At 36.3% G+C, this 12483-nt stretch carries 8 protein-coding genes; 6 read left to right on the top strand and 2 right to left on the bottom strand.

The window, feature by feature from the left end:
* Positions 1-2: 2 nt before the first annotated feature.
* Positions 3-353, bottom strand: a complete 351-nt coding sequence (gene panD / locus DCS95_RS13525; protein ID WP_071340572.1) for an aspartate 1-decarboxylase — start codon at positions 351-353, stop codon at positions 3-5.
* 8 nt (positions 354-361) lie between these two features.
* Positions 362-1207 (bottom strand): pantoate--beta-alanine ligase, encoded by an 846-nt coding sequence (gene panC, locus DCS95_RS13520; protein WP_116771316.1) that lies wholly within the window; start codon positions 1205-1207, stop codon positions 362-364.
* 102 nt (positions 1208-1309) lie between these two features.
* On the opposite strand from panC, the gene DCS95_RS13515 reads away from it, so the two are divergent.
* The 6 genes from DCS95_RS13515 to atpD all read left to right on the top strand — a co-directional run bounded on the left by DCS95_RS13515 (position 1310) and on the right by atpD (position 12425).
* Complete coding sequence (locus DCS95_RS13515; protein WP_071340570.1) at positions 1310-2119, top strand: glycogen/starch synthase; 810 nt, start codon at positions 1310-1312, stop codon at positions 2117-2119.
* A 5-nt stretch (positions 2120-2124) separates the two neighbouring features.
* The gene (locus tag DCS95_RS13510; RefSeq protein WP_116771315.1) at positions 2125-4044 is read left to right on the top strand and encodes a DUF4270 domain-containing protein; all 1920 of its coding nucleotides are present in this window, start codon (positions 2125-2127) and stop codon (positions 4042-4044) included.
* Positions 4045-4200: 156 nt separating this feature from the next.
* Positions 4201-6045: a glutamine--fructose-6-phosphate transaminase (isomerizing) gene (gene glmS, locus DCS95_RS13505; protein ID WP_116771314.1), complete on the top strand. Its 1845-nt coding sequence runs from the start codon at positions 4201-4203 to the stop codon at positions 6043-6045.
* A gap of 259 nt (positions 6046-6304) precedes the next feature.
* Entirely contained in the window at positions 6305-9094 is a 2790-nt protein-coding gene (locus DCS95_RS13500; RefSeq protein ID WP_116771313.1) for a TonB-dependent receptor, read from the top strand.
* Positions 9095-9112: 18 nt separating this feature from the next.
* Complete coding sequence (locus DCS95_RS13495) at positions 9113-10747, top strand: SGNH/GDSL hydrolase family protein (RefSeq protein WP_116771312.1); 1635 nt, start codon at positions 9113-9115, stop codon at positions 10745-10747.
* Between the two features lie 169 nt (positions 10748-10916).
* Positions 10917-12425: a F0F1 ATP synthase subunit beta gene (atpD, locus tag DCS95_RS13490; RefSeq protein WP_116771311.1), complete on the top strand. Its 1509-nt coding sequence runs from the start codon at positions 10917-10919 to the stop codon at positions 12423-12425.
* Positions 12426-12483: the final 58 nt, after the last annotated feature.

Genomic DNA, 12483 nt, shown 5'->3' with positions numbered 1-12483 from the left:
CTTTAGGTCAATAGGTTGTTTGCTTCGTTAGGGAAAACTAAAGAAGGGTTAAATTTCTTTGCCTCTTCAATATCCATCCAAGTATAAGAAATTAAAATTAAAACATCTCCTACGGCAACTTTTCTGGCCGCAGCACCGTTTAAGGTTATTTCACCACTTTTTCTAGGACCCGGTATAATATATGTTTCTAGTCTTTCACCGTTATTATTGTTGACAATTTGAACCTTTTCACCACGAATAAAATTAGCGGCATCCATTAAATCTTCGTCAATAGTAATACTACCAACGTAATTAAGATCGGCACCGGTAACCTTTACACGATGTATTTTAGATTTAACTACTTCTACTTGCATAACTTGTACTAATTTAAGGCTATGTTATCTATTAAACGTACGTTCTCTACGTAAACGGCAATAAACGCCCTGTATTTTATATTATTTATTTTATCAGTTACTGGTGTTAAGGTTTCAACATCGGTAATGTCGAAATATTCAAGCTCAAAATCGTTTGTTTTTTTAAACTCGTTAACTACCCAGTCTTTAATATTCAGTACATTATCCGTGCCAAATTTATTTTTGGCAGTCTTTAATGTCTCATAAATGAACGCAGCTTTTTGTCGTATTTCTTTACTTAACCTTTCGTTTCTAGAACTCATGGCTAAACCGTGGTCTTCTCTTACAATTTCACAACCAATTATTTCAACAGGTATTTGTCTTATTTCAGTAAGTTTCTGGATAATACGAAATTGTTGAAAGTCTTTTTCGCCAAAATATGCTTTTGTTGGGTGTACCACTATTAGTAATTCTTCAACAATTGTACCTACACCATTAAAATGGTCGTCTCTAAATTCACCTTCCATCACCTTGTCCAGTCCTTCAAAATCATAAATTTTTGGAATAACGGTTTCAGGATATATTTCAGAAACTTCGGGAGTAAATACTATAATGTCTTCTGAAATTTCAGAAATCAAAAGTAAATCTGCATCTAATGTTTTTGGGTATTTGTTCAAGTCCTCTAAGTTGTTGAACTGCGTAGGGTTTACAAAAATACTGACAACCACCTTGTCATTTTCAGAAACCGCTTTTTTTATCAACGATGCATGTCCTTGATGAAGGGCTCCCATAGTTGGCACAAGACCTAGGTTTAGGCTGCTACCAAGTTCGTTCAGTTTTTCTGTAAGTACTTTTTTGGTCTTAATTACCTGCATTGAAAATTGCATTAGCGAGCAAACTTACTATAATTACTGCTAATCTCTATATTTTTTGTAATTTTGCGGTTACGTTCCAGTGAAAAATAAAATATAACCTTTATGAATGGTAAAAAGATATTGTTTGTATCTTCTGAATTAGTTCCTTACTTACCCGAAAACGAAGTTTCCTTAATGTCTTATGAAGCACCTAGAATGGTCAACAGTAATGGTGGCCAGATTAGAATTTTCATGCCTAGATATGGAAACATTAATGAAAGAAGACATCAATTACATGAAGTAATTAGACTTTCTGGAATGAATTTGGTCATTAATGATATGGATATGCCATTGATTATTAAAGTGGCTTCTATTCCAAAAGAAAGAATACAAGTTTACTTTATTGACAACGAAGAGTACTTTAAGCGTAAAGCCACTTTTACAGACAAGCAGGGAAACCTTTTTCCAGATAACGACCAACGTGCAATATTTTTTGCAAAAGGTGTTATGGAAACTGTAAAAAAATTGAATTGGTCACCAGACATTATTCATGTTCATGGTTGGATGGCTAGCTTGCTTCCATTGTATTTGAAGAAATACTATGCTGATGAGCCGCTTTTTGGTGACAGTAAAATTGTTTTGTCGGTTTACGGTAAAACTTTTGAAGGGGCTTTGGATAAGGACATGATCAAAAGAATTTCTTTTGATGGTATACCAGAAGAAGAAATTGCTTCTTTAGGCGAGCCAACTTATAATAATTTGTTAAAGGTAGCTGTTGATTATTCCGATGCTGTAATTTTAGCTTCTGAGGATATTCCAGAAGAATTAGAGAGCCATATTACCAACCAAGAAAAACCCGTGTTGCCATATGTACCTGTTCAAGAGTTTGAAGAGGCGTATGCAAATTTTTATAACACCGAAGTTTTAAAATAATCTGCATGAATTTTATTGCTAAGTCCGCTATCCCCAAATTTTTGGGATTGTTTTTGATGTTGGTTTTTTTAGTTTCTTGTGAGCAAGATTTAACAACTGTAGGTACTGGTGTAGTTGGGAATGAGCCTTTTGCTACTGGTAAAGAGGTCTATGATGTCTTTGCTTATAATAAAAACATAGAAGCGGTACAGACCAATAAGTTGGCTGTTTATCAATTGGGTACGTATAATGACCCAATTTATGGCAAAACCGAGGCGTCTGTAACTTCGCAATTTTTTCTTAGTACAGCAAATCCTACTTTTGGGAGTTTTTCTCAAGATAAGGAAGATAGGGCGGGTACTACAGATGAGGCTATAACCACAGTTCAGGAAAATGAGACGGTAAAAGAGGTATATCTTTATATTCCATTTTTAACGAATTCGTTGGATACTGATGGAGATGGTGTTGCCGATGAGTACGATGCCGAGCCAGAGAATAGTGATAATGATAACGATGGCGATGGGGTTTCGAACATTATAGAAACCGCATCGAATACAGATCCTTTAGATGATACAAGTGTGGATGCTGATCGTGATGGTCTAAATGATACAGACGGCGCCACTATATTTGCTAACAATTTTGCTGAAAAGGTGGAGTTGGATAGTATTTATATTAACGGAGTTAATTATGATGATGTAGCTAAATCTCCATTACCAAAATTTAATTTAAAGGTTGAGCGATCAACCTTCTTCTTAAGAGATTTAGATCCAAATGCCAGTTTTCAAGAAGCACAACAATATTATTCTAATCAAGTGTTTTCACCAGATTTTGTTACAGGTGATCCTTTGTTTCAGGGTGATGTAGAAATCATCGATGAGGAAATTTTAATTCAGAATGAAGATGATGAATCTACAGAAGATGTAGATGAAGCGCAAACAAATACCAAGTTGCCACCAGGAATTAGAGTAGCATTGGACAATGATTTTTTTCAGGAAAATATTTTGGATAAGGAAGGTAGTTCAGAATTGATCAGTCAATCTAATTTTACTGAATTTATTCGTGGTCTTCATTTCTCTATAGTAGATGGTGATGGTAACGATGTACTTTTCATGTTCGATTTAAGAAGTTCAAATATTACCATGACGTATAGTTACACAAACTATGATACCAATGGTACCATAGATGATACTAGTGACGATAACCCAAATAATATTTTAGAAAGAGATTTTACTTTTTCATTTTTAACTCAAAATACATCGACTGGTGTAATTTCTGGAAACGCTGTAAATACTTTAATTACTGAAAATTACGGACCGCAGATATTGCAGGCTTTGGATAACGATGAAAATGCAGCAAGAATATATGTTAAAGGGGGTCCTGGTACATATGCGGAAATTAATTTGTTTGAAGAAGATGGTGGTGAAAATATTCTTGAACAAATAAGAAGTGAAGATTGGGTAATTAACGAAGCAAATTTGGTGTTCTATATTGACAGAGATCAATTGGATGCTGCAGGTAGTACATTAGAGCCGCCAAGACTTTATTTGTACAACGCTAAAAACAAATTCCCTTTAATCGATACATCGACAGATGTTGCTTTGGCTGAAGCGGGTACTCCTAATCTGTTTGCTTTTTACCCAAATTATGGTGGCGTTATAGAAAAGACCAATGGTAAAGGTGTACGTTATTCGGTAAAAATCACCGATCATATCAACGATATGGTCGTTAGGGATTCTACAAACGCTACATTAGGTTTAACTTTAGCTACAAATATCCAAAATTGGAATATATCAGATGCAAAAGTTGCAAATGGTGAAGAAGAATTGCCAATAACTTCAACGGTAACACCATTAGGGACTATTCTTTACGGTAGTAATTTAGAAGCCACTGATCCAAATTTTGATAAAAGATTAAAACTGGAAATTTTTTATACACAAGCAAATTAGTAAGTGTTTCTACATTTATTGAAATTAATTTAGCTGTCTACATACCACTTATACATAATTATCGTTGTTTAAACTAAATAATTAAATTCTAATGGTGTAATTAATTAGTTTTGCGACAATTAGAATTCAATATAAAATACTCAAATAGAAAGTAATATGTGCGGAATTGTTGGTTACATAGGACATAGGGAAGCTTTTCCTATAATAATAAAAGGACTTCAAAGATTAGAATACCGAGGTTATGATAGTGCAGGAATTGCATTGTATGATGGTAATCAGATAAATCTTTCCAAAACAAAAGGTAAGGTAGAAGACTTAAAGAATAAGGCAAAGAGTATTTCTCAGGCTGGTACTATCGGTATTGGTCATACACGTTGGGCAACACATGGTGTTCCAAATGATGTTAACTCACACCCGCATTATTCCAATTCAGGTGATCTAGTAATAATTCATAATGGTATCATTGAAAATTATGAATCCATAAAACAAGAGTTGACCAAACGTGGTTATACCTTTCAGTCTGATACCGATACAGAAGTATTAATTAATCTAATTGAGGAGGTTAAGAAAACCGAAGATGTTAAACTTGGTAAAGCGGTTCAAATAGCACTTAACCAAGTTGTTGGCGCATATGCAATTGCAGTATTTGATAAAAATAAGCCAGATGAGATTGTAGTGGCTAAGTTGGGTAGTCCTTTAGCTATTGGTGTTGGTGAAAAAGAATTTTTTATAGCATCGGATGCTTCTCCGTTTATTGAGTTTACTAATAACGCCGTTTACCTTGAAGATGAGGAAATGGCCATTATTAGACTAGGAAAAGAAATAAAGCTTAGAAAAATTAAGGATGATGCAGTTGCGTATCCAAGAATTCTAGAGCTTCAAATGAATCTTGAAGAAATTGAGAAAGGTGGTTATGATCACTTTATGTTAAAAGAGATTTATGAGCAACCTAGAGCTATAAAAGATACGTATAGGGGGCGTTTGTTGGCAGACCAAGGTTTAATTAGAATGGCGGGAATTGACCTTAATATGGAAAAGTTCTTAAATGCCAATAGAATTATTATTGTTGCTTGTGGTACATCTTGGCATGCAGGTTTGGTGGCAGAGTATATATTTGAAGATTTAGCAAGAATTCCTGTAGAAGTAGAGTATGCTTCAGAGTTCAGGTATCGAAATCCTGTTATTACAGATAAAGATGTATTAATTGCAATTTCACAATCTGGTGAAACTGCAGATACTTTAGCGGCAATCAAATTGGCTAAAGAAAAAGGTGCATTTGTATTTGGTGTTTGTAATGTGGTAGGTTCATCTATTGCAAGGGAAACAAATGCCGGAGCCTATACACATGCCGGACCAGAGATTGGGGTTGCCTCAACAAAGGCGTTTACTACTCAAATTACTGTATTGACTTTAATGGCTCTAAAATTGGCTAAGGCAAAAGGCATTTTTTCAGAATCTAAGTACCATGAGTATTTAACTGAATTGGAAACTATACCAAGTAAGGTTGAAAAATCTTTGGAATCCAATACATTAATTGAAATTATATCGGATGTCTATAAAGATTCAACTAATTGTCTTTACTTAGGAAGAGGGTATAATTTTCCTGTGGCACTAGAAGGAGCGCTTAAATTAAAAGAAATCAGTTACATTCATGCTGAAGGATATCCGGCAGCGGAAATGAAGCATGGTCCAATTGCACTTATCGATGAACATATGCCAGTTTTTGTAATTGCTACAAAAAAAGGACATTATGAAAAAGTGGTAAGCAATATCCAAGAAATTAAATCTAGAAAAGGTAAAATTATAGCAATTGTTACTGAAGGGGACGAACAGGTAAAAGAGTTGGCAGATCACGTAATAGAGGTGCCGGAGACTTTAGAAAGTTTGACGCCATTATTGACTACAATACCTTTGCAATTGCTCTCGTACCATATTGCGGTAATGAGAGGTTGTAATGTAGACCAACCTAGAAACCTTGCGAAATCTGTAACGGTGGAATAATTAAAAATATTAATATAATTATCAAAAGGGGTATGATCTTAATCATGCCCTTTTTTTTATTCGTACTGTAACTTATTTTTTATTGACTAGATTGAGTTTTAGTCAATTGTAAACAAAAAGTTAATTATGGTTTTACCAACAAAAGAGGGGTAAAATTATTAAAATAATACTATGCATGCATAATTTTTTTCAAATTACTATTATTGGTATGAAATAATCTGTATCTTAACCCACAACTAATTTTAAACTTTAATTAAGAATGAGAGCAATACTACTTTTAGCATTGATGATTATGGGTACTGTAGGGTATTCCCAGACCAATATCAGTGGTAATGTTGTTGATCAAGACAACGTGCCTATCCCCGGGGCCAATATTGTAATTGTTGGCAAAACGATTGGAACAGTAACAGATTTTGATGGTAATTTTAATTTGGCAACGTCAGAAGTGCCTCCATTTAAAATAGAAGTGTCTAGTATTGGATATACCAGTAGCACAGAAGATATTACGAGTGCCAACCAAACTATTACTGTAATTTTAAATGAATCACAAACCTTTTTAGATGAGGTGGTAATTTCTGCATCAAGAACTCCAGAACGTATTTTTGAATCGCCGGTTACGGTAGAGCGTATTGGTATATCTGAAATTAAGAATTCTACTGCCGCAGATTTTTACGGTGGACTTGAAAACTTAAAAGGGGTTGATGTAAATACAAACAGTTTAACTTTTAAATCTGTAAATACAAGAGGTTTTGCGTCTTTCGCCAATACGCGTTTTATGCAACTTGTAGATGGTATGGATAACTCAACACCGGCATTGAATTTCCCTATTGGTAATTTGGTAGGTTTAATTGAGCCAGATGTTTTAAGTGTTGAATTGTTGCCAGGTGCATCATCTGCACTTTATGGAGCCAATGCCTTTAATGGTATTTTGTTCATGCGTAGTAAAAGTCCTTTTGATTATGAGGGTATAAGTGTTTCTATTAAACAGGGTATAACATCTCAAAAAGCTGCAGGTGATAATTCATATACCGATTTTGGTATTAGAGCGGCTCATAAATTCAGTGATAAATTTGCTGCAAAGGTTAATTTCGGTTACTTAAAAGGAACGGATTGGGCAGCTAATAATACCGATGATAAGATTGTCACTGGTGGTACAAGGGATAACTTGAACTATGATGGTGTCAATGTATATGGAGATGAGGTTTCTACGAATATAAAGGAGGTTGCTTTAACTCTTGAAGGTCTTGGTGTTTTGCCTTCTGGTGCAAATGCATTGGTGCCTTCAGAAATTGTTAGTAGAACAGGATATAACGAAAGTGATCTTACCAATTATAATGCAGAAAGTATTAAAGCCGATTGGGGTTTGTATTATAGACCGATCGAAGATAATAGTTTAGAGATTTCTTATGTAGGTAAAGTTGGAACGGGAAATACAATATATCAAGGTACTAATAGGTATAATATTGCTGGTTTCTTTCAAGAACAACATAAATTAGAAATCAAAAATGACAACTTTTTTGTAAGAGGTTACGTGGTTGGCGATAAGGCCGGTGACTCATATGATATGGTGTTTACGGGTATTAACATCAACAGATCTTGGAAAGATGATAATACTTGGTTTGGTGAATATACTGGGGCATATGTACAGGCTACTTTGGCAGGTGCTACTGACCAACAGGCACATGCTGCAGCAAGGGCACAAGCAGAGTCTGGAAGATTATTGCCGGGTACTCCAGAATTCGAAGCAGCTTTTAATAGGGTGATAAAAGATCCAGATTTAAGTGTTGGATCACAGTTTTACGATCAGTCTAAATATTATCATGCAGATGGTAATTATAACTTCAGTCATTTAATTGATTGGGCAGAAATTCAAGTTGGGGGGTCGTTTAGAGAATATAGTTTAAATTCCTTAGGTACTATTTATACAGACTCTGAAGAAGACGGTCCTATTGATTATTCCGAATTTGGAATTTACTCTCAGGTTCAAAAGACATTGCCTATGGCCGGAGAAAAAAGTTTAAAATTAACAGGGTCTATTAGATATGATAAATCAGAATTTTTTGATGGTTTTTACTCTCCAAGATTATCTGCAGGTTATACGTTGAACAGAAATCATAACATTAGAGCGTCTGCTCAAACAGGTTTTAGAAACCCAACTACTCAAGATCTTTTTATTGGATTGGATGCTGGTAGGGCAATTTTGGTAGGGTCTGCACCCGATAATTTAGAGCAGTATTCAAGAGATTTCGATGTAAGTGCATCAGGTCAGTTGTTAGGTCAGCCTTCGTCAGTTACTCAGACAGGTGCTGCGCCTTATAATAATTCGTATTCTGCTGCTTCTGCAACGGCATTGGCTGAAACAGGGGACCCATCTGTACTTGAGGTTGCTAATCCAGATTTGGTAAAGCCAGAAAAAGTAACATCTTTTGAAATTGGGTACAGAGGTAAGGTCGATAAGTTAGTTATAGATTTTAGTACATATTATAACAGCTATGAAGATTTCATCTCACAAGAAGTGGTAGTTGCTCCTTACTATGGAGAAGTTGGTGACGGCGGTCTTTCTGTGGCGGCAATAGCGAATGGAGATTTCCAGGCATATAGTACTTATACAAATACCGATGCCAATGTTAATTCTTACGGAGCATCTTTAGGTCTTGATGTAAAGATTTTGGGCAATTTTGATTTAGGGGGTAGTTATACGTTTACGAAATTGGATTTCGATCGTGATGCCAACCCAGATGTCATGTTGAACTTCAACACTCCAGAACACAAATTCAAGGCTTCTTTTGGTAATAAAGAGCTTTTCGAAAATTTCGGATTTAATGTATCGTACAGATTTAGTGATGATTATTTCTGGGAAGCTACTTTTGGAAATGGTGTTATACCAGAGTTTCATGTAGTTGATGCGCAAATCAGCTATGAGGTTCCAAGTATTAAATCTGCATTCAAATTAGGGGGTACAAACCTTACGGGTAAAGAATATAATACTGCGTTCGGAACAGGACTTATTGGATCTATGTACTACTTATCTTGGACTATTAACAACTAATTAAAATCAAAAGTTGAAATGAAAAACTTAAAATATTTATATATTTCTTTGGGTGTCTTGGCTTTTACGGCTTGTAATGATCCTGAAGATGTAGACCTTGAGCCAGAAGTAATGGCTGAAGAACTTCCGGCGTTAACCGCTGGATCGGCAGATTTTTCTAACTATGTTTCTTTAGGGAACTCGTTAACAGCAGGTTTTACCGATGGAGCATTGTTTCAGGCAAGTCAAACATATTCTATGCCTAATTTATTATCGCAGAAATTTAGTCTTGCGGGTGGAGGTAGTTTTACGCAACCTTTGACCAACGACAATATTGGTGGCCTTGCTTTGGCTGGAACAAGAATTCAAGATCCAAGATTGGTCTTTGGGGGAGCAGGTCCGGTTTCTTTAGAGTCCTTGATTGGTGATGTAACTGTTACAACGGATATCGCCTTGAATAATCCAACAGGTCCTTTTAATAATTTAGGTGTTCCTGGTGCAAAAAGTTTTCATTTATTGGCGCCAGGCTATGGTAATATAGCTAATGTTCAATTAGGTTTGGCAAATCCATATTTTGTAAGAATGACCGGTACAACGCCAGATATTAGCGTGTTGGAAATGGCAGTAAGTCAGTCACCTAGTTTTTTCTCATTGTGGATAGGAAATAATGATGTTTTAGGATATGCCACCACTGGTGGAGATGGTACAGATCCAATAACACCGGTGTCAGGTGCTCCAGGTCAAGGTTTTGATGGGAGTTATGGAGCTTTAATAGCTACTTTGACTGCAGGTGGAGCGCAAGGAGTTGTGGCCAACATACCTAATGTTACCGATGTACCTCATTTTACAACCGTGCCTCATAATCCTTTGGATCCTACAAATCCGGATTTTGGAGATCAGATTGCGACCTTAAATGGTATTTTTGGACAGTTGAATCAGGTGTACGCTTTTTTAGGTGTGCCAGAAAGATCAATAGAGTTTTCTGAAACTGCAGCTAGTGAAGTGGTGATCAGAGATGAAACGTTGGTTGATTTGTCTGCTGAGATTGCGGGTGTGTTAGCAGCGAGTCCTACATTTCCAGCATTTGTTCAATCGTTTGGCTTGCCGGTTGAAGCGGCACCTTTGGTTGCAGGTTTGTTGGGTAGCACATATGGTCAAACCAGAGAAGCTACTGCAGATGATTTATTTGTATTGCCAAGTTCATCTATTATAGGTACGGTAAATACAGAATCGGTTGCTGCTCTTATGGCTGCAGGCTTACCTCAGGCATTGGCAGGTCAGTTTTCTGTTGAAGGAATTTCATTGCCGTTAGAAGACAAATGGGTATTGATACCAAGTGAGCAAGAAGAAATAGCGGTAGCTACGGCGGCATTTAATCAAATAATCGAGACAACGGCGAATCAAGCTGGTTTGGCATTGGTCGATGCCAACGGGTTATTAAATCAATTAGCTAATGGCGGAATTACAAGTGGTGATTTTACCTTAACTTCTAGTTTGGTTACAGGTAGTGCGTTTTCTTTAGATGGTATACATCCAACAGCTAGGGGTTACGCTTTGTTGGCAAATGAGTTTATGAAAGCAATAGATGCAACTTACGGTTCTAATTTTGAAGCATCGGGCAATTTATTGAACGTCGGCGATTACCCTACGAATTACCCTGCAACGCTACAATAGTTGTATGTAAAATACTAAAATATAAAAGGTGCTCTAAGGGCACCTTTTTACTTTTGTAAAAAAGAAAAAAAACAATTTTTCTTTAAATCTGAAAACTATATCTTTGCAGCCTGAAAATGAGAGCATATTTTTCAGGTTTTATTAAACGTAATATATAAACATATAAGTAATGTCAAAAGTTACAGGTAAAGTTTCGCAAATCATTGGCCCCGTAGTTGATGTAGAATTTCAATCAGGTGCAGATCTTCCTAAAATCTATGATTCCTTGGAAATTGAAAATAAGGATAAATCAAAATTGGTTTTGGAAGTACAATCTCATGTTGGCGAGAATACGGTAAGAACTATTTCTATGGATTCTACCGATGGTCTTAGTAGAGGGGTTGAAGTTGTGGCTACAGGTAGTGCGATTCAAATGCCGGTAGGTGATGACGTATATGGTCGTTTGTTCAATGTAATTGGTGATGCTATCGATGGTTTAGGTGATTTGCCTAAAGCTGGTGAAGATGGTCTTCCAATACATAGAGAGGCGCCAAAATTCGAAGACCTTTCTACGTCTACCGAGGTTTTATTCACAGGTATTAAGGTTATCGATTTGATTGAGCCTTATGCAAAAGGTGGTAAAATTGGATTATTTGGTGGTGCAGGAGTTGGTAAAACCGTATTGATTCAAGAATTGATCAACAACATTGCGAAAGGTCATGGTGGTCTTTCTGTATTTGCTGGTGTAGGTGAAAGAACTCGTGAAGGAAATGATTTACTTCGTGAGATGTTAGAATCTGGTATTATAAAGTACGGTGATGATTTCATGCATTCTATGGAAGAAGGCGGATGGGATTTGACCAAAGTAGATAAAGAGGCAATGAAAGGTTCAAAAGCAACTTTCGTTTTCGGACAAATGAACGAACCACCAGGAGCACGTGCTAGAGTTGCACTTTCAGGTTTGACAATTGCTGAATATTTCCGTGATGGAGCAGGTGAAGGTCAAGGTAAAGATGTACTTTTCTTCGTAGATAACATTTTCCGTTTTACACAAGCAGGTTCTGAGGTATCGGCACTATTGGGTCGTATGCCATCTGCGGTAGGTTACCAACCAACATTGGCAACTGAAATGGGTGCTATGCAAGAGCGTATTACATCAACAAAAAGAGGTTCTATTACATCTGTACAGGCGGTTTACGTACCAGCGGATGATTTAACGGATCCAGCACCGGCAACAACGTTTGCTCACTTAGATGCAACAACGGTATTGTCTCGTAAAATTGCAGAGCTTGGTATTTACCCTGCGGTAGATCCTTTAGATTCTACTTCTAGAATTCTTACAGCTGAAATTTTAGGAAAAGAGCACTATGCATGTGCACAGAGAGTAAAAGAGCTTTTACAACGATATAAAGAGCTTCAAGATATTATTGCTATTTTGGGTATGGAAGAATTATCTGAAGAAGATAAATCTGCCGTAGGTAGAGCAAGACGTGTACAACGTTTCCTATCTCAACCATTCCACGTAGCGGAGCAATTTACAGGTATACCAGGTGTCTTGGTAGATATCAAAGAGACTATCAAAGGATTTAACATGATTATGGATGGTGAATTAGATCACTTACCAGAATCTGCTTTTAACCTTAAAGGTACAATCGAAGAGGCTATTGAAGCTGGTGAAAAAATGTTGACTGAAGCGTAATTAAGTTCAGAGTTCAAGGTTCAGAGTTCAGAATTGAAACTCATAACTCATAGCTCAT

This window comes from Maribacter litoralis, assembly GCF_003075045.1.
GTDB lineage: Bacteria > Bacteroidota > Bacteroidia > Flavobacteriales > Flavobacteriaceae > Maribacter > Maribacter litoralis.
This window is presented reverse-complemented; position numbering and strand designations above follow the sequence as displayed.

What these genes read in the sequence shown, in the direction of transcription:
- panD (WP_071340572.1), bottom strand. Translation starts at nt 353, where the DNA reads ATGCAAGTAGAAGTAGTTAAATCTAAAATACATCGTGTAAAGGTTACC.
- panC (WP_116771316.1), bottom strand. Translation starts at nt 1,207, where the DNA reads ATGCAGGTAATTAAGACCAAAAAAGTACTTACAGAAAAACTGAACGAA.
- DCS95_RS13515 (WP_071340570.1), top strand. Translation starts at nt 1,310, where the DNA reads ATGAATGGTAAAAAGATATTGTTTGTATCTTCTGAATTAGTTCCTTAC.
- DCS95_RS13510 (WP_116771315.1), top strand. Translation starts at nt 2,125, where the DNA reads ATGAATTTTATTGCTAAGTCCGCTATCCCCAAATTTTTGGGATTGTTT.
- glmS (WP_116771314.1), top strand. Translation starts at nt 4,201, where the DNA reads ATGTGCGGAATTGTTGGTTACATAGGACATAGGGAAGCTTTTCCTATA.
- DCS95_RS13500 (WP_116771313.1), top strand. Translation starts at nt 6,305, where the DNA reads ATGAGAGCAATACTACTTTTAGCATTGATGATTATGGGTACTGTAGGG.
- DCS95_RS13495 (WP_116771312.1), top strand. Translation starts at nt 9,113, where the DNA reads ATGAAAAACTTAAAATATTTATATATTTCTTTGGGTGTCTTGGCTTTT.
- atpD (WP_116771311.1), top strand. Translation starts at nt 10,917, where the DNA reads ATGTCAAAAGTTACAGGTAAAGTTTCGCAAATCATTGGCCCCGTAGTT.